Below are 20704 nucleotides of genomic sequence, written 5' to 3' on the forward strand. Positions count from 1 at the left end.
TCAGGTCAGTCCTGACTGGACGGCGAACACCACGAGCTGGGCGCGGTCACGTGCGCCCAGCTTCACCATCGCCCGCGACACGTGCGTGCGCACGGTCGCGGGCGAGATCACCAGGCGGTCCGCGATCTCGTCGTTGGACGCGCCGGACGCGACGTGCCGCATGATCTCCCGCTCGCGCTCGGTCAGCTTGTCCAGGTGCGGTACCGGACGAGCCGACGCGCCGGACGCGAACCGGTCGATCACCCGGCGCGTGACGGACGGCGAGAGCAGCGACCCGCCGTCGGCCACCACGTGCACGGCGCGCAGCAGGTCGGTCGGGTCGGAGTCCTTCACCAGGAACCCGGACGCGCCGGTGCGCAGCGCCTCGAACACGTACTCGTCGAGGTCGAACGTCGTGAGCACGACGATCCTCACCTCGGCGCAGGCCGGATCGGCGGAGACGCGGCGCAGCACCTCCAGGCCGTCCATCACCGGCATGCGGATGTCGAGGAACACCACGTCCGGCCTCACCGACTGGATGAGCGCCAGTGCCTCGCGGCCGTCGGCGGCCTCGCCGGCGAACTGGACGCCGTCCTCGGTCTCGATCAACGTTCGCAGTCCCATCCGGACCAGCGGCTGGTCGTCCGCCACCACCACGCGAATCATGACGGCAACGGTATCCGGGCGATCACCGCGAACCCGTGCGATCCGTCCACCTGGAGCGTGCCGCCGAGCGCCTCGGCCCGTGAGCGCATGCCGGTGATGCCGTGGCCCTCGGTGAACGTGCCCGGTGTGCCGGTGTCGGTCACGTGCACCACGAGCTCTCCGCGCACGGTGTACACGCGCACCGACGCGGTGACGCCGGGGGAGGAGTGCCGCAGCACGTTGGTCAGCGACTCCTGCACGATCCGGTACACGGCCGGCTGGTAGGTGTCCGGGAGCTCGACCTGGTCCACCTCGACCGCGACTTCCAGCCCCGCCTCGCGCATCCGGGAGGCGAGCGCGGGGAGGTCGGCGAGGGTGATCGTCGGGGTCAGCGGAGCCGAGCCGCGCAGGGTGTCCAGTTCGGACCGCAGACCGTCCAGGGCCTCCTTGGACGTGTCGCGGATCGCCTCCAGGGACGCGCGCGCCTTCGCGGGGTCCTTGTCCAGCACGTAGAGCGCGACGCCGGCCTGCATGGCGATCACGCTCAGCCCGTGCCCGACGACGTCGTGGACCTCCTGGGCGAGCCGCAGCCGTTCGGAGATCACCGCGCGCTCGCGAACGTCCACAGCGGACTTGCGCCGCAGCCGCACCAGCACGCCCGCCGCGCCCGGCAACAGGATCCAGCCCGCCGACCAGGTGATCCACGAGGTGACGGAGTCGTTCCACCACGGCAGGATCGCCAGCGCGTAGACCAGGGCGGACGCGGCCGCCACCTCGATGCGCGCGTACACGGCCACCGCGTACATCGCCGCGACACCGCTCATCAGGATCGGCCCGAACGGGTAGCCGAGGGCCAGGTAGGCGGTGATCGAGACCGTGGTGACGCCCACCGTCCACAGCGGACGGGCCGAGCGGAACAGCAGACCGGCGGCCGCGACGACGATGAGCAGGTAGCCGAAGGCGTCGAGGGCCTCCGCGCCCTGCAGCCGGGCGGCGAACCGCGTCCCGCCGAGGCCGAACACGAGCAGGGCCGCGGTCAGGGCGATGTCCTGCCATTTGATCCGCATGGTGCCGACCATACGACCGGCGGCGTACGCAGATGTGCGTATCTTCATGACGCTCCGGAGCGGACGCCCCCACCCCGCCGCGCGACCACAGTTGAGCCATGATCGTGACGACGGAGAAGCTGACGAAGCGCTACGGCGACCGCGCCGTGGTGGACGAGGTCAGTCTGTCCGTGCGGCGGGGCGAGGTCTACGGGTTCCTCGGTCCGAACGGCGCGGGCAAGACGACCACGATCCGCATGCTGCTGGGGCTCGTGAAGCCGACCAGCGGCTCGGCCCGCGTGCTGGGCGAGGCACCGGGCACCCCGAAGGCGTTGCTGAAGGTCGGGTCGCTCATCGAGGGGCCGGGCTTCTACCCGTACCTGTCCGGCCGCGACAACCTGCGCGTGCACGCTGCTCGCCGGGGTGTCGACGAGAAGCACGTCGAGGCGGTGCTGGAGCAGGTCGACCTGGTCGGCGCCGCCGGTGAGAAGTTCCGCCGGTACTCGCTCGGCATGAAGCAACGGCTCGGCGTCGCGGCCGCGTTGCTCGGCCAGCCGGAGCTGCTGATCCTCGACGAGCCCACCAACGGCCTCGACCCCGCGGGCATGGCCGACATGCGCGACCTGGTGCGGGCGCTCGCGGCGCAGGGGCAGACGGTGCTGCTGTCGAGCCACCTGCTCGGCGAGGTCGAGGAGATCTGCGACCGGGTCGGCGTGATCGCGAACGGCAAGCTCGTCGCCGAGAGCACGGTCGAGCAGCTGCGCGGCGACAGCAGGCTGCTGATCAAGGCGGACCCGATCGAGAAGGCGCACGTCCTGATCGAGGGCAGCGAGCTGCACGGCGACGTGCTGCACGTGCGGGAGGCGGACGCGGGGGCGCTGGTGCGCACGCTGGTGGCCGCCGACGTGGACGTGCAGGAGGTCCGGCCGCTGCGCCGGACGTTGGAAGAGGTCTTCTTCGAGATGACGGGAGCAGCGTGATGAGCGGCGTGATCGGCAGCGTGAAGGCGGAGCTCCTGCGGCTGTGGAAGTGGCCGGCGACGTGGGTGCTGATCGGCGTGTGGCTGGTGATGACGCTGACGTTCGGCTACGTGTTCAACTACCTCGCGCTCGACGGCGACATGAACTCGCGCGGCCTGTCCCAGCAGCAGATGATCAGCGCGATGCAGCCGGAGAACGTCGGCGCGGCGGTCGTGCGCGGCCTGCCCATGTTCGGCGGCGCGATCATCCTGGTGCTCGCGGCGCTGGCGGTCGGCAGCGGGTACGGCTGGGGCACCTGGAAGACCACGCTGACCGCCGGCCCGCGCCGCGTGTCGGCGATGGCGGGCACGCTCGGGGCGCTGGCGGTCCTCGTGGTCGTCCTGGTGGCGCTCACGTTCGTGGTCGACCTGGGCGCCGCGGTCACCGTGGCGTGGCTGGAGGGCTGGGACTGGAGCCTGCCCGGCTGGTCCGCGGTGGAGGCGCTGGGCGCGTCACTGCTGATCGCCGCGATGTGGACGGGGTTCGGCGTGTTCCTCGGCGTCGTCACCAAGGGGCCCGCGCTGGCCGTCGGCCTCGGGCTGATGTGGGCGATCGTCACCGAGAACCTGCTGCGCGGGGTCGGCGCGCTGCTCGGGCCGGTCGAGTCGCTGACCGAGGTCCTGCCCGGTGGCTCCGCGGGCAACCTGGCCGGTGCCGTCGGCGGGTCCGGTGCTCCCGGCGTGCTGACCGGTGTGAGCGGGACGACCGCCGCCCTGTTCCTCGTCGGGTACGTCGTGGTCTTCGTGGGCGCGGCGACGCTGCTGAAGGTGCGCCGCGACCTCGTATAGCACCACCGCGGCCCAGGTCAGGCCCAGCACGACCGCGACTCCGGTGGGGTAGTCGCGGTCGTGCAGGCCGGGGTTGACCGGGCCGCCGAACTGACGCCACAACAACGGGACCGCGAGCACGAGGATGATCGCCGAGACCGTGAGCCCGACGCCGACCGACGTGCGCTTGACGACGAGTCCGGAGGCTCCGACGAGCGGCGCGACCAGGAAGTCGTGCAGCACCACCCCGCCGCCCAGCCAGAGCAGGAGCTCGAGGGTGACCTGGGGGAGCAGGAGCCAGCCGCCCCACGCTCCCAGCCCCACCCCGAGCGCTCCGAGCGCGACCCTCGACCCGAGTGCGGCGTTCATGCCTGGACCTCCAACGACGTGACCCACTTCGTCTGCAGCACGCCCGGCCGGTTCGGTGCGATGAGCCGGCACGGGTAGCCGTGGTCCGGGCTCAGCTCCTCGCCGTCGAGCTGCAGTGCCAGCACCGTCAACGGGTCCCGCGCGAACGCCTCGGGCAGCGTGGTCGCCCGGTACAGCCCGTCCTTCTCCAGCGACTCGACCCGCACGTCGCCGCCGCTCACGAGATCGGCGACCCGCACACCCGTCCAGGTCGCGTTCTGGCTCCACCCCTCGACGCACGCGATCGGCAGCTCGACCGTCGTCTGGGGCATCGCCCGCAGCTCGGCCAGCGAGTAGCTCCTGGTGCCCGCCCTGAGCTTCCAGTCCGGCGGCACGACGACCTGCGCGGCCTTCGCGGTCCGGTTCACCGGCAGGGCGCCGTCCGACCGCCAGGCCAGCACCGACACCTTGCGCAGCCACGGCACCGTCACGCCGGCCGTGGCGACGACGGCGACACCCGCCGTGAGGGCGGTGGTGCGCAGGAAAGCCCTGCGGGACAGGATGGTCTTCTCTTCGGACGCCGGTTCGAGGCTGCGCCTGATCACGGGGATCTTCACCGCGATGTGCACGAGCAGCGCGCCGATCACGATCCACGCCACGGCGTAGTGGGCGGTGGGGAAGTAGAACGACCACGGGTAGTTCTGCGCGGCGTTGAACAAGCCGGTCGCCAGCTCGAAGAACGACGCCGCGATGAGCACGAAGATCGAGCCCCGCTCCAGCGCGTGCGGCACGTTCCTGACCAGTGGCCGCTCGAACAGCTTCGGGTAGACGCTCCACAACTTGGCCAGCAGCAACGGGATCGACGCCACGCCGGAGACCACGTGCACGCCCTGGGTGACGCGGTAGAGGTCGACCGGGCGCGTCGGCCACGGCCAGTCGTGCTGCACGCCGTGGCTGATCAGCCCGGTGACGAAGCACAGCCCGAACGCGATCCCGAGCCACGTGCCCACCCGGCTGGTCACGCCCGTGTGGTGCGCCGGGGCCTTGAACTCCGGTTCCTTGACCGTCTTGAATGCAGGTGTCCTCACAGCTTCTCCCAGCACGCGAACCAGCGGCCGGCGCGTTCCCGCTGCCACAGCAGGAAGAACCCGTCGGCGGTGAGGGAGTCCGCGTCGCTCCAGGCCCACTCGAACCAGCTGCTGTTGGCACCTCCGGTCCGCACGCGGACCCGCCCGGTGGTGAGCCCCGACCCCGGCTGCTCGACCTCGACGACCACGGTGCCGCTGGGGAGCAGCAGCTGGCGGACCCGGCGCAGGAGTGCCTCGGGGTCGCCGCCGATGCCGATGTTGCCGTCGGCGAGCAGGACGTGCTGCCAGCGGCCTTCGCCGGGCAGCTGGTCGAAGACGCTGCGGCGCACCGCGATGCCACCCCGCGCGGTGGTGCGGCGGACGGCCTCCTTCGACACGTCGACGCCCAGCGCCCGGACTCCGCGCGACAGCAGCGCCGTGACGAGCCGGCCGGGGCCGCAGCCGACGTCGAGGGTGGGGCCGGCGCAGGCGTCGAGGAGGACGGAGTCGCCGTCGTCGGCGTCGGCCTGCCAGCGGTCGACGCTGAGCTCGCGCGGGGTGGTGCCGGGGAGGTCGAGCCAGCTGGGGCGGCCCATGAGGGCCTGGTCGAACATCATCGGGGCACCGCCGCGATCTCGTCCAGCGTGGCGGCGAACCGGCTGTCCGGCGTCAAGGCCGCCACCGCGCGGGCGTCGTCCATCGTGTCCACATCGGACAGGATCGGCAGTGACCGCACTCGCAGCCCCTCCAACGCCTTCCACGTCCGCACGCCCGTGTCGTCGCGCGACATCGGCACGTCCCGCAGCACCGAGGCCCGCAGCGGGTCGCGCAGGCCGAGCGCCCACCAGCCGCCGTCCGCCGCGAAGCCCAGCGCCGCCTCGTCGAACTCCGCGCACGACGCCAGCAGCGACGGCGTGACCTGCGGCGTGTCCATCCCGATCTGCAGCACCGGCATCGCGAACCGCGCGACGTCGGCGTGCGCGTGCACCAGTCGTTCGGCGAACGTCTCGCCGCGCTGCGGGATCACCACGCACTCCGCCAGGGCGTCGCGCACGTCGTCGCGCCGCACCACCCCGGCCAGTGCCACCACGGGCACCGCGCCCGGCGTCTCCAGGACGGCGGAGATCGTGTCCAGCAACGAAGCCGCGGCCACCTCGGCGGCCTCCGCGGGGGACAGCGGCGGGCACAGGCGCGTCTTCACCTGGCCGGGGATCGGCGACTTGGCCATGACCAGCAGGCAGAACCTCACCGCAGCACCCCCGCCATGTCGCGCGCCGCCCGCAGCGTGCCGCGCACCGAACCCGAGACCTTCGACCGCGTGCCGGCGGCGCGCGGCCGGTACGCCACGTCGACCTCCCGCACCCGCCAGCCCGCGGCGGCGGCGCGCACCAGCAGTTCCAGCGGATAGCCGAACGCGCGGTCCTGGACGTCCAGTGCCAGCAACGCTTCCCGCCGGCACACGCGCAACGGCGCGATGTCGTGCACGTCCAGGCCACGGCGGCGCAGCAGCCCCGAGATGACGGCGTTGCCGGCCCGCGCGTGCCACGGCCACACGCCCGCGTGCACGGGCCTTCGCCGGCCCACCACCAGGTCCGCGTCCGCCAGCAGCGACGCCATGCCGGTCAGTTCGGCGAGGTCGAGCGAACCGTCCGCGTCGGCGAACGCCACCACGTCCGAGGTGGCGGCCAGCAGACCGGTGTGCACGGCGGCGCCGTACCCGCGCAGTGGCTCGTGCACGACGAGGGCACCGCAGGCCGCGGCGATCTCGGGGGAGCCGTCCGCGGAACCGTTGTCCACGACGATCGCGCGGTCTCCGGGAGGCAGGGTGGCGAGGACCGCGGGCAGTGCGGCGGCCTCGTCCAGGCAGGGCAACACGACATCCATGGATCCACCCTGGACCATCGGAAAGTGTTGTGGTGCTTACGGAATTGTGACGCACGAAAGAGTTCTTACGGTTGTCTTGCGCAGCGCGCGGAGACCTCTGCGACCCCCTAGGTTGGGCGCGGTGCGTCTAGTCATCGCCGGTTCGCTCGTTGCCGCAGCCATCATCGTGGGTCTCCTCGTCAACGCCCACGACCCGGACATCCTCTACGCCGCCGCGGCACCGCTCTTCGGCAACTGGCACCCGCACCTCGGTCCCGGCACGCCCGCCGCCGTCCTCATCGCATTCCTGGTCATCGCGAAAGGTCCCGAGCTCGCCCAGCACCCCAGGGCACTGCCCATCGCCTACGCGACGGCGGTGGCGTGGACGTTCTCGCTGGCGATGGTCGACGGCTGGGACAGGTTCGTCACCAGGCTCACCACCGAGGACGAGTACCTGCACGAGGTTCCGGGCGTCACCGACATCCCGGCGATGCTGCGCGGGTTCGCCGGCCGCATCCCCGACTTCCTGCCCGGCTCGTGGACCACGCACGTCTCCGGCCACCCGCCGGGTGCGCTGCTCACGTTCACCTGGCTCGACCGGATCGGGCTGGGCGGGGGAGCCGCGGCGTCGCTCTTCTGCGTCCTCGTCGGCGCACTCGCCGTCGTGGCGGTTCCCCAGGCGCTCAACGACAACGCGGTGCTGCCGTTCCTCGTGCTCTTCCCCGGCGCGGTGTGGGTGGGGGCGTCGGCGGACGGCATGTTCATGGGCGTCGCGGCCGTCGGCATCTACCTGCTCACCCGGTGGCCGTTGCTCGGCGGCGTGGTGCTGGGGTGGTGCCTGTTCCTGTCCTACGGCCTGGTGCTGCTCGCTCCACTGGCGCTGGCGGCGGTCTGGCAGCGCGACGACCTGCGTGCCACCGCGCGCAAAGCGGGCCTGGCGGCTGCCGGTGCGCTCGCGGTCGTCGCGGCGTTCGCGGTGGCCGGGTTCTGGTGGTTCGAGGGCTACGAGCTCGTGAAACTCCGCTATTACCAGGGGATCGGCGACACCCGGCCGTACTGGTACTGGGTGTGGGCGAACCTGGCGGCGCTCGCGCTGGTCATCGGCCCGGCGGGAATCAGGGGGCTGCGTAAGGACAAGTGGGTCGTGGGGGCGGGCACCGCGATTCTCGCCGCGGACCTCTCCGGGCTGAGCAAGGCCGAGACCGAACGGATCTGGCTGCCGTTCGCGGTCTGGCTGCTCGCCGGCGCCGCGAAGCTCGACCGGAGGTGGCTCACCGCCCAGGCGCTGACCGCCCTGGCGGTGAACCACCTGGTGCTCACGAACTGGTGACGGACTCCCGCTGCGAGGCGAACGCGAAGTCCCGCACGCCCTCCTCGAACCCGACCCGGGCCTCGAACCCCAGCACGTCCAACGCCTTCGCGGGCGACGCGACCACGTGCCGCACGTCGCCGGGACGCGCGCCGCCGACGATCTCGGGCGTCGGGCCGTCGCACGCGTCGGCGAGGGCGAACGCCAGGTCGCCGATCGTGTGCGGGGTGCCGGAGCAGACGTTGACCGCCTCGAAACCGGGGCGCGGCGACGACAACGCGAGCACGTTGGCCCGCGCCACGTCGGTGACGTGCACGAAGTCGCGCCGCTGCCGGCCGTCCTCCATCACGCGCGGCGCGAGACCGCTCTGCAACGCCGACCGGAAGATCGACGCCACCCCGGCGTACGGGGTGTCACGCGGCATCCGCGGGCCGTAGACGTTGTGGTAGCGCAACGCCCACACGCTTCCGCCGGTCTGCCGTGCCCACGCCACGGCGAGGTGCTCCTGAGCCAGCTTCGTCGCCGCGTAGGTGCTGCGCGGTTCCAACGGCGCGTCCTCCGGCACCAGTTCGGACACCACGAAGTCACCGCAGAAGCACCGCGGCTCGTACACGCCACGGGCGAGGTCGTCGGCGGACCGCTCGGCGCGGACGATCCCGTGCGACAGGCACCGATACCGCCCCTCGCCGTAGACGACCATCGACGACGCCAGCACCAACCGCGACACACCCGCCCGGTGCATCTCGGCCAGCAGCACCGCGGTGCCGAGGTCGTTGTGCCGCGCGTAGGAAGGCGCGTCGGACGGGTCGACGCCGTGGCCGACCATCGCCGCCTGGTGGCACACGGCGTCCACTGTGGACAGCAACGGGCGCAGCACGCCGGGGGAGGTGACGTCGCCGACCACCAGTTCGTGGTCCAGCACGGGGACCGCGCCGTGGGCCTCGGGCAGCAACGCGTCGAGAAGCACGCAGTCGTGTCCCTGTGCGGTCAGCTCGTCCGCGACGTGCGACCCGATGAACCCGGCTCCGCCGGTGATCAGTACTCGCATGCACCGACCGTAGGACCGCCCGGCACGTCGGGCGCCCCCGAACGACTAGCCGTCAGAACTCCGTAAGACCATCTCCACGACGAACCGCGCCCCCACCGGCAGCCGGTCCTCCACCCACACCTGCCCGCCCAGCCGGCGCACGTGCTCGCGGACCAGCGCGAGGCCGAGCCCGCTGCCCGTGTCGTCGCCCCGGCTGCCCGCCATGACGCCGCGCGCGAACCGTTCGAAGATCTGCTCCCGCAGGTCCTCCGGCACACCGGGGCCCGCGTCCTCCACGGTCAGCCTGACCCGGTCCCCGCACGCCCGCACGCGCACCAGCACCGCCCCGCCCGCGTGCCGGTCGGCGTTGTCCAGCAGGTTGGTCAGCACCCGGTCGAGTCTGCGCCGGTCGCCCGGCACGACGGCGGGCTCCAGGTCCAGCGGCACCGGTTCGCGGGTCGCGACCACGTTGCGCACCAACGCGTCCAGTGCGATCTCCTCCGGCGGCGGGTCGTCGGTCTGGTCGGCCCGCGAGATCTCCAGCAGGTCGACGACCATCCGCGCGAACCGGTCGACCTCCGACGTCAGCAGCTCCAGCGCGGTCCCCGCGGTGCCGGGCAGGTGCTCACGGCGGCGGCGCAGCACCGCGCCCGCGTTCACCATCGTCGTCAACGGCGACCGCAGCTCGTGCGACACGTCCGAGGCGAACCGCGCGTCCCGCAACGCCCGTTGCTCCAGCGCCTGGGCCGTCGAGTTGAACTTCGCCGCCAGCGCGGCGAGATCGGGGTCGTCCTGCGCGGGCAGCCGGGCGCGCAGGTCACCCCCGGCGATCCGGCCGGCCGCGGAGCTCAGCTCCGCCAGCGGTCTCAGCGCCCGCTTCGACGCCCACGACCCCAGCGCCGCACCGAGCAGCGCGGACCCGATCGTGCCGAGCACCAGCATCGCGGCCAGCAGCGCGAACGTCCGGTCCAGCTGTTGCAACCCGGACAGTTCGACGTAGACGGCACCTCCCGCGAGCGGCCGCGCCACGGCGAGCATCGGCACGCCGTCGACGATGGTTCTCGCGATGCCCGGCGGCTGCTCCACGAGCGCGGCCGGGAGCAGACCGGGATCGACGGCCCGGCCCGCGGTGACCGGACCGGACGCCGTCAGCACCACGATCGCCGAGTCGGGCCCGGCCATCAGGTCGCCGAGCGCGGCGGCCGACGGCGACGGCCCGGCCAGCCGCGCGTTGAGCTCGGCCTGGCGCGTCGCGCTCGCCTCCCGCTGCCGCAGCAGATAGCCGGTGGCGAGGTTCCACGTCGCGAACGCCAGCACGCTCGTCACGACGAGCAGGCCGAGGCCGAACGAGAGGGTGACGCGGCGGCGCAGCGTGAGTCTCACGAGCCCATCCGGTAGCCCGCACCGCGCACGGTGAGCACGAGCGCCGGGTCGTCCGGGTTCGCCTCGACCTTGCGGCGCAGCCTTCTTATGTGCACGTCCAGCAGGCGGGTGTCACCAAAGTAGTCATATCCCCACACTTTCTGCAGGAGCTGTTCCCTGGTGACGATCCGGCCACCCGCTCCGGCGAGTTCCAGCAACAGTCGGAATTCCGTTCTGGTGAGGTGAACGCGTTCACCCGCACGGTGCACGACGCCTTCCTGCGGACGGATTTCCAGCTCGCCGACCCGAACCGCTCCACGCGCCGGTCCGCGCCTGCGCAACAACGCGCGGACACGGGCCGCGAGAACGTCGCCCATCAAAGGTTTCGTGACGTAGTCGTCCGCTCCCGCCTCCAGCCCGGCGATCATGTCACGGGCGTCCGCCCGCGCCGTGACGACGATGATGGGCAGGTCACCGCGTGAACGGAGGGTCCGCACGACGTCCAGCCCGTCGAGGCCGGGCAGCGTCAGGTCGACCAGCACCACGTCGAACGACTCGGTCTCGAGCCGCCGCAAAGCCACTTCTCCGGAACTCGCCTCGTCGACGGTGAAACCCTCGTCGGACAAGGCGAGGCTCAAAGCCTGCCGGATTCGCTCGTCGTCCTCGACCAGCAGGACCCGTACGCACACGAAAGACTCCACTGTGTGAGAGCCGCGGCGACGGCTCTCACACAGTGGAGCGAAAGTCGATCAAAATCAAGAACGCTTCGGATTAAAATGAGGTCAGCGTGATTTTGGCCGAACCCGGGTTCGGTTCGTGGACAAGTGACTCGAACCCGCCGACGTCGTCGAAGGCGAACCCGTAGGCCCGGCCGTCGCTCATGTTGGCGTGCACGATCCTGGAGAAGTGGTTCGTCGTCGCGCGGGTGTAGAACTCGCTCGCGTTGTAGGTCGGCTGGGTGTGGAGGAAGCCGAGCGTCGACCGGTTGAGCGCCGCGCACAGCGACCGCGAGATCGCGCCCAGCTCGTTGTTCGGCGCCGCGAGCCGGCCGTCGCAGTTCAGCACGTCGCGGGTCGACGGCTGCTGGAACTCCGCGACCTGCTGGCCGGAGGTGTTGGTGAACCGCATGACCCCACCGCTGACTCGGCCGGTGAACTTGCGGTTCGGCTCCGCCTGGTAGGGCACGACGGTGAGCGGGGTGCTCTGGTAGGTGGACCAGACGCTGCTGACGTAGCTCGCGAAGTACGAGCTGGAGAACAGGCCCGCGTCGAGGCCCTTGCTCGGGTTGAGCACGCGCAGTCTGGTGCCGTCGGAGCGGGAGTAGGCGAGCTTCGCCCAGTCACCGCCGAGCTGCTGGTGCTGGTCGAAGATCCGGTTGCGCCCGCCGGAGACCAGCTGGCCGGCCTTCTTCGTGGCGCCGCCCTGCGAGGTCACCTCGACCGCGTGCGGGACCGCGAACATGTCCACCTGCGAGCTGTTGAGCCACAGGCCGCCGCCGTCGTAGCTGAACTCGCTCCAGTCGAACAGGATGTCGCGGTTCGGGTCGCCGCCCGCCCACGGTGCCGGCTGCACCAGGCCGTCCGGGACGAGGCTGAACTTCAGCTTGTCGCGGAAGGACATGTAGATGCGGCCGCCCGCCAGGTTCAGCGGGATCCGCACGGTCTTGCTGGCGCCGTTGGCCGGGCCGGGGATCGAGAAGTCCGGTGCGGGCACGGGCGGGATCGCGCCGCCGGACCACGGCGTGAACTGGCCGTTGCCGTTCACGTAGCCGAGGCGGCCGTTGTAGATGCCGGTGATGTACAGGTGGACCGCGTCGCCGCGGCCCGAGTTGTTGGTGACGGTGAGCGGCAGCTGGCTGGGCGGAGCTGCCTGGACGGGCGCGGACATCGTTGTCAGCCCTAGAAGGGCCGATGTCGCGAGCAGCAGGAGCTTGCGCATCGGACTATCTCCTCACTGAAGACAGGGTTCGTGAGAGCGCTCTCATAGTCAGCGCGATCGTGTTGATCTGTCAAGAATGGTTCTCATGCGCGCGCTGACGGTGGATCTCGCACAGGCCGGGTCGTTGTCGTTGTCCGAGCTGCCCGACCCGGTGCCGGGACCGGACGAGCTGCTCGTCGAGGGGGTGGCGGTCGGCATCTGCGGGACCGACCGCGAGATCGTCCGCGGGGAGTTCGGGACGGGCGGGCGGCTGGTGATCGGGCACGAGTCGCTCGGGCGGGTGATCAGCGGGCCGGGGTTCGCGCCGGGGTCGCTGGTGGCGGGAGTGGTCCGCAGACCTGATCCGGTGCCATGCGTGGCCTGTGCGCGCGGCGAGTTCGACATGTGCCGCAACAACCAGTACACCGAACGCGGGATCACCGGGCTGGACGGGTACGCGTCGACGCTGTGGACCGTGCCCGCGTCCTACGCCGTGCAGGTCAGCTCCGCGACGGGCGTGCTGGTCGAGCCGACGTCGGTGGTGGTCAAGGCGTGGGAGCGGCTGGACCGGCTGGCGCTGTTCCCGTTCGAGAGCGTGCTGGTGACCGGTGCCGGGCCGATCGGGCTGCTGGCGGCGCTGGTCGGGGTGCAGCGCGGGCTGGACGTCCACGTGTTCGACCTGGCAGCGGACGGCCCGAAGCCCGCGCTGGTCGAGTCGCTGGGCGCGACCTACCACCGCGAGCTGCCCGACTGCCCGGTGGTGATCGAGGCGACCGGGGCGCCCTCGCTGGTGACGCGGCTGTTCGGGCGCGACTTGGTGTGCCTGACCGGCGTGCCGTCCCCCGAGGTCGTGCCGGCCGACGTCGGGCAGGTCAACCGCGACCTGGTGCTGCGCAACGGGATCGTGTTCGGCACGGTCAACTCCAACGTGCGGCACTACCGCGAGGCGTCGGCGGTGCTGGACCGCGCGGACGACGCCTGGCTGTCGGCGATGATCACTCGCCGGGTGCCGCTGGAGTCGTTCGCCGAGGCGTTCGAGCAGCGGCCGGACGACGTGAAGGTGGTGCTGGAGCTGTGATGGCGCCGGGGGAGGCCTGGTCGCGCACGACCAGGCCCCCCGGCTAACGCCTCCGAGGAGCCCGGCCGAACGGCTGCTGCGGCCGTTCGAGCTCGGGAGCCTCAGGGATCGGCATCGTCACCGGGCTGTCCGCCGTGATCGTGATCGGCTCGCCGTGGTGCCGCGTCGTGAGCTCCGTGCCGTCCACGATCCGGTAGGTCGCCTCGTCGCTACGCACCTCGACCGCAATCCTGGTGCCCTGGAAGGCCATCCGGAACGAGTACCCGGTCAGCGCGTCCGGGCGCTTCGGGGCGAACGTGAGCTCGCCGCCGTGGTCGCGCATGCCGCCGAACCCGGCCACCAGCGCCGTCCACGCGCCCGCCAGCGAGGCCATGTGCAGGCCGTTGGTGACGTTGTCGTGCAGGTCGTGGAGGTCGGTGAACGCCGCCTCGACCAGGTAGTCGAACGCCAGGCCGAGGTGCCCGACCTCCGCGGCCAGCACCGCCTGCGTGCCCGCCGACAACGACGAGTCGCGCACGGTGCGTGCCTCGTAGTAGGCGAAGTTGCGGGCCTTCTCCTCGTCGGTGAACGCGTCACCACGCACGTGCATCGCGAGGACCAGGTCCGCCTGCTTCACGACCTGGCGCCGGTACAGGTCGAAGTACGGGAAGTTCAGCAGCAGCGGGTACTTGTCCTCCGGCGTGTGCTCGAAGTCCCACTCCGCGTGCTTGGTGAAGTTGTCCGCCTGCGGGTGCACTTCGAGCATGTCGTCGTAGGGCATCGCCATCGCGTCGGCGGCCTGGCGCCACGCCGCGATCTCCTCCTCGGTCGCGTTCGCCTTGTCCGGGTTGCGCTCGGCGGCGTCGGCGGCGGCCCACAGGTTCTGCTGCGCGACCAGGTTGGTGTAGACGTTGTTGTCGACGATCGCCGAGTACTCGTCCGGTCCCGTCACACCGTCGATGCGGAACCCGTCGTGCCGGTCGTGGTGGCCGAGCGACATCCACAACCGGGCGGTCTCCACCAGGATCTCGGTGGCCTCGTCGCGGTCGAAGTCGTCGTCGTTCGTGGCGTGCAGGTACTGCTGGACGGCGTAGGCGACGTCGCCGGAGACGTGGAACGCCGCCGTGCCCGCCGGCCAGTACGCGCTGCACTCGGCGCCGTTGATCGAACGCCACGGGAACGCGGCGCCCTCGAGCCCCAGCACCTTCGCGCGGTCGCGCGCCTTGTCCAAAGTGGAGTGACGCCATCTCAGCGCGTCGCGGGCGGCGTCCGGCAGCGTGTAGGTGAGCACCGGGAGGACGAACATCTCGGTGTCCCAGAACGCGTGGCCGTCGTAACCGGGCCCGGTGAGCCCCTTGCCGGGGATCGCGCGGGTCTCGCCGCGGGCCCCCGCCTGGATGATGTGGAACAGGGCGAACCTGATCGCCTGCTGCAGCTCGTCGTCGCCCTCGATCTCGACGTCGGCCACTTCCCAGAAGTTGTCGAGGAACGCCTTCTGCTCCCGCAGCAGCCCGTCCCAGCCGGTCTGGCAGGCACCGGCGAGCGCGGCCTCGACCTGGGCCCGCAGCGCGGGCGTCGAGCGTTGCCCCGACCAGCCGTAGGCGAGGTACTTGGTGAGCTTGAGGGTGTTGCCCGCCTTGACGTCGACGGCCGCGGTGAACCGGGCCAGGTCGTCCTCTGCGCGGATCTCCGTGCGCGGCTCCGTGCCGTCGGCGGCGAGGGCGGTCACCTCGATCTCGTGGTCCATCGCGGCGGCCATCCGCAGGCCCGACACCTTGGTGTGGTGGCACAGCACGGCCCGCGACTTCTCCGCCATCGTGAAGTCGTTGACCAGCGGGGCGTCCAGGGCGAGGGCGACGCGCGGGTCGCTGCTGCGGCTCTTGGTCGGCTCGTTGGCGAGCAGGTCGGACTGCACGACGAGCTGCAGGTCCTCCTCCGGCTCGACCTCGTAGCGGATCGCCGCCACGGCGCGTTGCGTGAACGACACGAGCCTTTCGCTGCGCACGGTCACACGGCGGCCCGTCGGCGACTCCCAGACCGTGCGCCGCCGCAGCGTGCCGGTGCGGAAGTCGAGCGTGCGTTCGTGCTCGACCGCCTCGCCGTAGCGCATGTCCAGCGGCTCGTCCTCGACCAGCAGGCGGATGATCTTGCCGTCGGTGACGTTCACGACCGTCTGGCCGGCCTCGGGGTAGCCGTAGCCCGCCTCGCCGTACGGCAGCTGGTGCTGCTCGTAGAACCCGTTGAGGTAGGTGCCCGGCAGGCCGCGCGGCTCGCCCTCGTCGAGCGTGCCGCGCATGCCGATGTGACCGTTGGACAGCGCGAACGTCGACTCGGTCTGGTGCAGGTGGTCCACGGAGAGGCCCTGCCAGCTCAGCTGCCAGGGCTCGACGGCGTAGCTCATGACAGGAGCTCGTCGAGCTCGTCGACGACCACGTCGGCGCCGTGGGTCCTGAGGGCCTCCGCCTGGTGGCCCCGGTCGACCCCGACGACGAACCCGAACCCGCCGGCGTGACCGGCCTGCACGCCCGCCAGCGCGTCCTCGTAGACGGCGGCGTGCTCCGGTGCCGTCTTGAGCCTCCTGGCGCCCTCGATGAACGAGTCCGGCGCCGGTTTGCCCTTCAGGTTCGACGCGGTGATGACGTTGCCGTCGACCAGCGCGTCGACGTAGTCGAGCAGGTTGCCCGCCCGCAGCACGCGCATGGCGTTGGCCGACGACGTGACCACGCCGATCGGCAGGCCGGCCTCGCGCGCCGCCTGGAGGTAGCGCACCGAACCGTCGTACGGCGTGATGCCCTGCTCGTCGATGATCTGGTTCACCAGGTCGTTCTTCTGGTCGCCGATGCGGCGGACCTCGTCCTCGGACGGCGTGAGGCCGCGCGAGGTCAGGAAGCTGCGAACCCCGTCGTAGCGCGGTTTTCCGTCCACGTGCGCGAGGTAGTCCTGCTCGCTGAACGGCTGTCCCATGGCTTCGAACGTCTGCCGCCACGCCTGGCGGTGCAGCACGGCGGTGCTGGTGAGCACGCCGTCGAGGTCGAACAGCAACGCCGTGATCTTCTCCGGGATGCCGAGGCTCATGTGACGATCATGCACCCGTCTCGCCGACATCGCTGCGCTCTTCCGCGAGACGTTCGTCGAGCGGACGGGGGTGGGCCTGCTCGTACTCGGTCATCCCGTACTTCGTGGACTCGGCCCAGCCCTCCGGCGGGTCCATCGCCTCCTCCAGCGGGTCCTGCTGGAGGTTGTCCTCGTCCAGGCCCTCGAAGCCGTCGGTGTCCTGGGGGACGTACGCGCCGCGATCTTCACTCATGGAGGAGCTGTACCCCGTTCGGCGCTATCCGATGCTTTGCCCGACCAACGAGCCGATGGCGTAGGTGACGCCCATCGCGACCAGGCCGCCCGCGATGTTGCGGACGACGGCGCGCCTCGTGCCCGCCCCGCTGAGCCGCGCGCTGACGAAGCCGGTGAGCGCGAGGGACAGGACGGCGGCGACCACGGTGACCGGCACGCGCAGGCTCGTGGGCGTGAACGCGACCGCCGCGAGGGGGAGCAGCGCGCCGATCGTGAACGCGATGAAGCTCGCGATGGCGGCGCCCCACGGGTTGGTGAGCTCGTCGGGGTCGATGTGCAGCTCGGCGTCCGCGTGGGCGGCGAGGGCGTCGTGCTTCGTGAGCTGCCGCGCGACCTCCTCGGCCGTCTCCGGGGTGAGGCCCTTGTCCTCGTAGATCTCCTTGAGCTCCGCGAGCTCCTCCTCTGGCATGTCCCTGAGCTCCTCGCGCTCCTTGGTGAGGAGGGCGCGTTCGGCGTCGCGCTGGCTGCTGACCGACACGTACTCGCCGCTCGCCATCGACATCGCGCCGGCGAAGAGCCCGGCGAGGCCGGCGACGAGGATCTGAGCCCGGTCCGTGGTGGCACCGGCGACGCCGACCACGAGGCTGGCGGTCGACACGATGCCGTCGTTCGCGCCGAGCACCCCCGCCCGCAGCCAGTTCATCCGGTCGCCGGTGACCTCGTCGTGGGGCTCCGCGTGCGTCATGGGCGCAGAGTAGTGCTCCGCTTGGCGGTCCCCGCGCCGCCCTCACTGTGCTGATCGGGTGAGTTTTGCCTGGTCAAGTGGTGCAGGTGCGTTTTTTGTCAGACCCCCGTGGCAGCATGTCGAACAGGTGTTCGTGTGCGTGCTAGAAGGAGGTCAGTCCCGATGCAGATCGAACCCAGTCGCTGGCCGGGCCGTGTGGTCCCTTCCACCGACGCCGACGTGGACATCGCCGTCGAGTCGCTGTGCGTGCGGGCCTCGTGGCCGGACGCCGACCGCCGCTGGGTCCGCCGCCTGCTGGAGCCGTGGTTCAAGGCCGGCTGGAGCGTCGACGCGCTGCTGGTGGCCATCGACAAGAAGCCCGACGGCACCCGCCAGGGCCGCCCGCGCTCGAGGGCCCAGGTGGCCCACGAGTTCCTGCGCGCCCGCCTGCGCACCTGGACGGCCGACGGAGCGGGCCTGGCCCGCCCGCCGCTGACGGGTACGTCGCTGGGCGAGTGGTACCGCGTGAACCGCCGCAACACGGCCCTGCACGCCCCGCGCCGCCGGTCCGGCCTGACCTCCGACGGCGAGCGGGCACGGGCGGAGTCACGCGCCCTGGCCCACCGCCGCGACCCGGTGGAGCGCAGCCGCGAGAAGGGCCGCCGCCGCCAGGAGGTGCTGGACAGCCTGCTGACGCCGGGCCAGGACGTGCCGTCGTTCGCCGACTCGTGGCGGCTGGTGGCGGAGATCGTGCCGGTGCCGCGGGTGTGCTCGGCGTGCGGGCACGTGCGCAACGAGGTGGCCAGGCCGGCGCACCGGGTGGCGTAGGCCGGGCCGGGCGCGGCCTGGAGGCGCACGTGGTTCGTTCCGGCGGACGCGTCGACGGCGCGCCTTCCCGGCGTGGGTCCGGCTGCTTCGCCACGGGTCCGGCCCCACCGGTCCCGCTGCGAAGCCCGCCTGCGGGGAAGTGAGGCCCGTGTGAGTTCGAGCGGCGGTGGTCCACCCGCCGCGATCACGCCCTCAGCCCACCGCATCGCTTCCAGCTGCGAAAACTTGCGAAACGCCACCTGTTGTCGCGCGCATTTCGACGCCAATTCGTCGAGAGGTGGTTGAACCAGGCCCAGGTCGGGAACACCGGACGAGTTTCTTGTTTCCTGATGTGAGGGGCCGACATGCTCGAAGTGACGCCGATGGCCGCTGAGGTCATCAACGAGCTGACGTCGCAGACAGAGGCCACCAACGACGACGTCGGCCTGCGTTTCGCTCTCGCGGCCGACCACGACAGCCAGGCCGCGCTGGAGCTCTCGCTGAGCGAGGCGGTCGACGGGGACGAGGTGGTGGCGGCACCGGCGGGGGCCAAGGTCATCATGGAGCCCGCCGCGGCCCAGTACCTCGACGACAAGGTCCTCGACGTGCGTCAGGACGACGAGGGGAACCCGGCGTTCGCCATCGCGCGCCAAGACCTCGAGTCCTGAGCCAGGACGTGAGAACGGGCCGGACCCCTGCATCGAGGGGTCCGGCCCGTTCGCGTCGTGCGGGTCAGGGGATGGTCAGGACCTGGCCGGGGTGGATGAGGTCCGGGTTCGCGATGCCGTTGGCCGAGGCGATCTCGCCGTAGCGGTTGCCGTCGCCGTAGAAGCTCTCGGCGATGGCCCACAGCGAGTCGCCGGGCTGCACCTCGTGGGTCCGCGCGGCCGGGGCCGGGGGAGCCTCCTCGACGGCCGGCGCCGGAGCGGCGGGGGCCTCGGGGGCGGCGGGAGCGGACTGCGGGGTGTCGGTGTTGGTGCCGCTGGCCCACTTCGCGCTGCCGTCGCCGGCGAGCACCACGAGGTTGCGGTCGTCCTGCAGGACCAGGCGCGAGCCCTCGTTGCCCTGGGTGCCGGTGGCCCACACGGCGCTGTCGTCGCCGGCGTAGAGCACGAAGTTGCCGTCGTCCTGCAGCGTGGCGCGGACAGCGCCCTTGCCGTCGGTGCCGCTGGCCCACACCGTGCCGGTGTTCTCCGACAGCACCAGGTTGCCGTCGGACTGCAGCGTCAGCATGTAGCCGTTGGCGGTGGTGAGCTGCTGGCCGCGGGTCAGTTCCTGCCCGGCTTGCAAGGTGTCCAATGAACGCTCCACTTCACACTGTGGCACCCGGTGGTGCCCGGAGCGGAACCTAGTCAGCTCGCACACGGCCCGCCGGGTCAGCGGGACACGTGCACCCGAGGGAGTGAAAGCGAAACGCCCCCCGCCGGCGAGGCAGGGGGCGTTCCACGAGCAGAACTCAGCCTTCGATGCGGCGGATCACCGAGATCGGGCCGATCGAGTCGATGTCGGCGATCTTCACCGGCACGCCCTCGGTCGACGCGTGCACGGCACGGATGCCGTCCACCGCCATCGCCACGTGGGACTGGCTCGAGTAGTAGACGATGATGTCGCCGGCCTGGACCTGGCTGCGGCTCACCGAACGACCCGCTGCCGCCTGCGCGTAGCTGGTGCGGCCGATGGACACGCCCGCCGAGCGGTAGGCGGCCTGGATCAGCGACGAGCAGTCCCACGAGTCCGGGCCGTTGGAGCCGTAGACGTAGGGCTTGCCGCGCTGGGCGAGGGCGAACTGCAGGGCCTTGCCGGCGGTGCCGGCCGGGACCGAGATGTTCGACATGTCGCCGGAGGCGGCCAGCTGGTTGCGCACCGACGCGCTGAGCGACCGGTACTGGGCCTGCGCCTCGCCGAGCTGCTTGTCGAGGTCGGCCTTCTTCTGGTCCATCTCGGACAGCAGCTTCTTGGACGCCTCGGTGGCCTCGTTCGCGGACTTCGTCGCGGCGTCCGCCGCGTCGACCGCGTCCGTGAGCTTCTTCAGCGCCTCCGCGTTGTCGGCCGCGAGGATGTTGATGGCCGACATGCGGTTGAGGAAGTCCTGCTGCGAGTCGCTCACCAGCAGTGCGGAGATCTGGTTGAAGCGCGCGCCCGAGTAGGTGGCCTCGGTGAGGAGGTCGACCTGACCGCGGAGCGACTCCTCCGCCTTCTGGGCGTTGGCCAGGTCGCCCTTGGCCTTGTCCAGTTCAGCCTGCTTGGCAGCGAGGTCGCCCTGCGCCTTCAGGTGGTCCTGGTTGAGCTTGGAAGCCTGCTCCGACAGCTCGTTGTACTTGTTGAGCGCGTCGGTCGGCGAAGGCTGTGCGGTGGCCGGGGTCGTGGGGAGTGCCGCCGCGACGACTGCTGCCGTCGCCACGAACGCTCCACGCACGGTACGGCGCGAGGGGTGCGACACCACGTCGCGGGTCCTCCTTTTTCCTGGCAGCTGCCCCGC

22 protein-coding genes are annotated in these 20704 nt (G+C 71.3%); 6 read left to right on the forward strand and 16 right to left on the reverse strand.

Annotated features, from left to right (window positions below):
- Together ACFWV3_RS05790 and ACFWV3_RS05795 are read right to left on the reverse strand one after the other, a co-directional pair.
- Positions 1 to 645, reverse strand: a complete 645-nt coding sequence (locus tag ACFWV3_RS05790) for a response regulator (RefSeq protein ID WP_382408696.1) — start codon at positions 643 to 645, stop codon at positions 1 to 3.
- A complete protein-coding gene (locus ACFWV3_RS05795) occupies positions 642 to 1691 on the reverse strand; it encodes a sensor histidine kinase (protein ID WP_382408698.1) in 1050 nt (349 codons plus the stop codon). The genes ACFWV3_RS05790 and ACFWV3_RS05795 overlap by 4 nt, the downstream gene beginning before the upstream one ends.
- Positions 1692 to 1789: 98 nt before the next feature.
- On the opposite strand from ACFWV3_RS05795, the gene ACFWV3_RS05800 reads away from it, so the two are divergent.
- Both ACFWV3_RS05800 and ACFWV3_RS05805 read left to right on the forward strand, forming a co-directional pair.
- Complete coding sequence (locus ACFWV3_RS05800) at positions 1790 to 2650, forward strand: ABC transporter ATP-binding protein (RefSeq protein ID WP_382408700.1); 861 nt, start codon at positions 1790 to 1792, stop codon at positions 2648 to 2650.
- Positions 2650 to 3477, forward strand: a complete 828-nt coding sequence (locus tag ACFWV3_RS05805) for an ABC transporter permease (protein WP_382408702.1) — start codon at positions 2650 to 2652, stop codon at positions 3475 to 3477. Before ACFWV3_RS05800 ends, ACFWV3_RS05805 begins: the two co-directional genes overlap by 1 nt.
- Before the next feature lie 344 nt (positions 3478 to 3821).
- Here the strand turns inward: ACFWV3_RS05805 and ACFWV3_RS05810 are convergent, their stop codons facing one another.
- From ACFWV3_RS05810 to ACFWV3_RS05825, 4 genes are read right to left on the reverse strand one after another with little or no spacing between them, the layout of a single operon-like run.
- Positions 3822 to 4892 (reverse strand): molybdopterin-dependent oxidoreductase, encoded by a 1071-nt coding sequence (locus ACFWV3_RS05810; protein WP_382408704.1) that lies wholly within the window; start codon positions 4890 to 4892, stop codon positions 3822 to 3824.
- A complete protein-coding gene (locus ACFWV3_RS05815) occupies positions 4889 to 5488 on the reverse strand; it encodes a methyltransferase domain-containing protein (protein ID WP_382408706.1) in 600 nt (199 codons plus the stop codon). Before ACFWV3_RS05815 ends, ACFWV3_RS05810 begins: the two co-directional genes overlap by 4 nt.
- A complete protein-coding gene (locus tag ACFWV3_RS05820) occupies positions 5485 to 6120 on the reverse strand; it encodes a DUF2064 domain-containing protein (protein ID WP_382408708.1) in 636 nt (211 codons plus the stop codon). The genes ACFWV3_RS05815 and ACFWV3_RS05820 overlap by 4 nt, the downstream gene beginning before the upstream one ends.
- The gene (locus tag ACFWV3_RS05825; protein WP_382408710.1) at positions 6117 to 6755 is read right to left on the reverse strand and encodes a glycosyltransferase family 2 protein; all 639 of its coding nucleotides are present in this window, start codon (positions 6753 to 6755) and stop codon (positions 6117 to 6119) included. Before ACFWV3_RS05825 ends, ACFWV3_RS05820 begins: the two co-directional genes overlap by 4 nt.
- Before the next feature lie 121 nt (positions 6756 to 6876).
- On the opposite strand from ACFWV3_RS05825, the gene ACFWV3_RS05830 reads away from it, so the two are divergent.
- Complete coding sequence (locus ACFWV3_RS05830; RefSeq protein WP_382408712.1) at positions 6877 to 8064, forward strand: hypothetical protein; 1188 nt, start codon at positions 6877 to 6879, stop codon at positions 8062 to 8064.
- Here the strand turns inward: ACFWV3_RS05830 and ACFWV3_RS05835 are convergent.
- The 4 genes from ACFWV3_RS05835 to ACFWV3_RS05850 all read right to left on the reverse strand — a co-directional run bounded on the left by ACFWV3_RS05835 (position 8051) and on the right by ACFWV3_RS05850 (position 12370).
- Positions 8051 to 9091, reverse strand: coding sequence for an NAD-dependent epimerase/dehydratase family protein (locus ACFWV3_RS05835; protein WP_382408715.1), 1041 nt, complete (start codon positions 9089 to 9091; stop codon positions 8051 to 8053). The two genes, ACFWV3_RS05830 and ACFWV3_RS05835, sit on opposite strands and share 14 nt — an antisense overlap.
- Before the next feature lie 45 nt (positions 9092 to 9136).
- Positions 9137 to 10453 (reverse strand): ATP-binding protein, encoded by a 1317-nt coding sequence (locus tag ACFWV3_RS05840; protein ID WP_382408717.1) that lies wholly within the window; start codon positions 10451 to 10453, stop codon positions 9137 to 9139.
- Positions 10450 to 11121, reverse strand: coding sequence for a response regulator transcription factor (locus tag ACFWV3_RS05845; protein WP_382408719.1), 672 nt, complete (start codon positions 11119 to 11121; stop codon positions 10450 to 10452). Before ACFWV3_RS05845 ends, ACFWV3_RS05840 begins: the two co-directional genes overlap by 4 nt.
- Positions 11122 to 11203: 82 nt before the next feature.
- A complete protein-coding gene (locus tag ACFWV3_RS05850) occupies positions 11204 to 12370 on the reverse strand; it encodes a beta-1,3-glucanase family protein (protein WP_382408721.1) in 1167 nt (388 codons plus the stop codon).
- 85 nt (positions 12371 to 12455) lie between these two features.
- Here ACFWV3_RS05850 and ACFWV3_RS05855 point away from each other — a divergent pair, with 85 nt between their 5' ends.
- On the forward strand, positions 12456 to 13427 hold the full coding sequence (locus ACFWV3_RS05855) for an alcohol dehydrogenase catalytic domain-containing protein (protein WP_382408723.1): 972 nt from the start codon (positions 12456 to 12458) through the stop codon (positions 13425 to 13427).
- Positions 13428 to 13470: 43 nt separating this feature from the next.
- Here the strand turns inward: ACFWV3_RS05855 and ACFWV3_RS05860 are convergent, their stop codons facing one another.
- The 4 genes from ACFWV3_RS05860 to ACFWV3_RS05875 are packed head-to-tail and all read right to left on the reverse strand — an operon-like array spanning position 13471 to position 17439.
- Positions 13471 to 15807: a glycoside hydrolase family 65 protein gene (locus tag ACFWV3_RS05860; RefSeq protein WP_382408725.1), complete on the reverse strand. Its 2337-nt coding sequence runs from the start codon at positions 15805 to 15807 to the stop codon at positions 13471 to 13473.
- Entirely contained in the window at positions 15804 to 16481 is a 678-nt protein-coding gene (locus ACFWV3_RS05865; protein WP_382408727.1) for an HAD family hydrolase, read from the reverse strand. Before ACFWV3_RS05865 ends, ACFWV3_RS05860 begins: the two co-directional genes overlap by 4 nt.
- Positions 16482 to 16488: 7 nt before the next feature.
- Positions 16489 to 16713, reverse strand: coding sequence for a hypothetical protein (locus ACFWV3_RS05870; RefSeq protein ID WP_382408729.1), 225 nt, complete (start codon positions 16711 to 16713; stop codon positions 16489 to 16491).
- A 24-nt stretch (positions 16714 to 16737) separates the two neighbouring features.
- Positions 16738 to 17439 (reverse strand): VIT family protein, encoded by a 702-nt coding sequence (locus ACFWV3_RS05875; RefSeq protein WP_382408731.1) that lies wholly within the window; start codon positions 17437 to 17439, stop codon positions 16738 to 16740.
- A 162-nt stretch (positions 17440 to 17601) separates the two neighbouring features.
- Here ACFWV3_RS05875 and ACFWV3_RS05880 point away from each other — a divergent pair, with 162 nt between their 5' ends.
- Both ACFWV3_RS05880 and ACFWV3_RS05885 read left to right on the forward strand, forming a co-directional pair.
- Complete coding sequence (locus ACFWV3_RS05880) at positions 17602 to 18246, forward strand: hypothetical protein (protein ID WP_382408733.1); 645 nt, start codon at positions 17602 to 17604, stop codon at positions 18244 to 18246.
- A 344-nt stretch (positions 18247 to 18590) separates the two neighbouring features.
- Positions 18591 to 18893, forward strand: coding sequence for an iron-sulfur cluster biosynthesis protein (locus ACFWV3_RS05885; protein WP_382408735.1), 303 nt, complete (start codon positions 18591 to 18593; stop codon positions 18891 to 18893).
- A gap of 64 nt (positions 18894 to 18957) precedes the next feature.
- Here the strand turns inward: ACFWV3_RS05885 and ACFWV3_RS05890 are convergent, their stop codons facing one another.
- Positions 18958 to 19524, reverse strand: a complete 567-nt coding sequence (locus tag ACFWV3_RS05890; RefSeq protein ID WP_382408737.1) for a LysM peptidoglycan-binding domain-containing protein — start codon at positions 19522 to 19524, stop codon at positions 18958 to 18960.
- A 157-nt stretch (positions 19525 to 19681) separates the two neighbouring features.
- Entirely contained in the window at positions 19682 to 20626 is a 945-nt protein-coding gene (locus ACFWV3_RS05895; RefSeq protein ID WP_382408739.1) for a C40 family peptidase, read from the reverse strand.
- Positions 20627 to 20704: the final 78 nt, after the last annotated feature.

It is taken from the genome of Lentzea sp. NPDC059081 (genome assembly GCF_042738015.1).
Taxonomy (GTDB): Bacteria; Actinomycetota; Actinomycetes; order Mycobacteriales; family Pseudonocardiaceae; genus Lentzea.

Bases quoted from the DNA above. Each gene is read 5' to 3' on its own strand.
- ACFWV3_RS05790 (WP_382408696.1), bottom strand. From the start codon at position 645: ATGATTCGCGTGGTGGTGGCGGACGACCAGCCGCTGGTCCGGATGGGA.
- ACFWV3_RS05795 (WP_382408698.1), bottom strand. From the start codon at position 1,691: ATGCGGATCAAATGGCAGGACATCGCCCTGACCGCGGCCCTGCTCGTG.
- ACFWV3_RS05800 (WP_382408700.1), top strand. From the start codon at position 1,790: ATGATCGTGACGACGGAGAAGCTGACGAAGCGCTACGGCGACCGCGCC.
- ACFWV3_RS05805 (WP_382408702.1), top strand. From the start codon at position 2,650: ATGAGCGGCGTGATCGGCAGCGTGAAGGCGGAGCTCCTGCGGCTGTGG.
- ACFWV3_RS05815 (WP_382408706.1), bottom strand. From the start codon at position 5,488: ATGATGTTCGACCAGGCCCTCATGGGCCGCCCCAGCTGGCTCGACCTC.
- ACFWV3_RS05825 (WP_382408710.1), bottom strand. From the start codon at position 6,755: ATGGATGTCGTGTTGCCCTGCCTGGACGAGGCCGCCGCACTGCCCGCG.
- ACFWV3_RS05835 (WP_382408715.1), bottom strand. From the start codon at position 9,091: ATGCGAGTACTGATCACCGGCGGAGCCGGGTTCATCGGGTCGCACGTC.
- ACFWV3_RS05850 (WP_382408721.1), bottom strand. From the start codon at position 12,370: ATGCGCAAGCTCCTGCTGCTCGCGACATCGGCCCTTCTAGGGCTGACA.
- ACFWV3_RS05855 (WP_382408723.1), top strand. From the start codon at position 12,456: ATGCGCGCGCTGACGGTGGATCTCGCACAGGCCGGGTCGTTGTCGTTG.
- ACFWV3_RS05860 (WP_382408725.1), bottom strand. From the start codon at position 15,807: ATGAGCTACGCCGTCGAGCCCTGGCAGCTGAGCTGGCAGGGCCTCTCC.
- ACFWV3_RS05865 (WP_382408727.1), bottom strand. From the start codon at position 16,481: ATGAGCCTCGGCATCCCGGAGAAGATCACGGCGTTGCTGTTCGACCTC.
- ACFWV3_RS05870 (WP_382408729.1), bottom strand. From the start codon at position 16,713: ATGAGTGAAGATCGCGGCGCGTACGTCCCCCAGGACACCGACGGCTTC.
- ACFWV3_RS05875 (WP_382408731.1), bottom strand. From the start codon at position 17,439: ATGACGCACGCGGAGCCCCACGACGAGGTCACCGGCGACCGGATGAAC.
- ACFWV3_RS05880 (WP_382408733.1), top strand. From the start codon at position 17,602: ATGCAGATCGAACCCAGTCGCTGGCCGGGCCGTGTGGTCCCTTCCACC.
- ACFWV3_RS05885 (WP_382408735.1), top strand. From the start codon at position 18,591: ATGCTCGAAGTGACGCCGATGGCCGCTGAGGTCATCAACGAGCTGACG.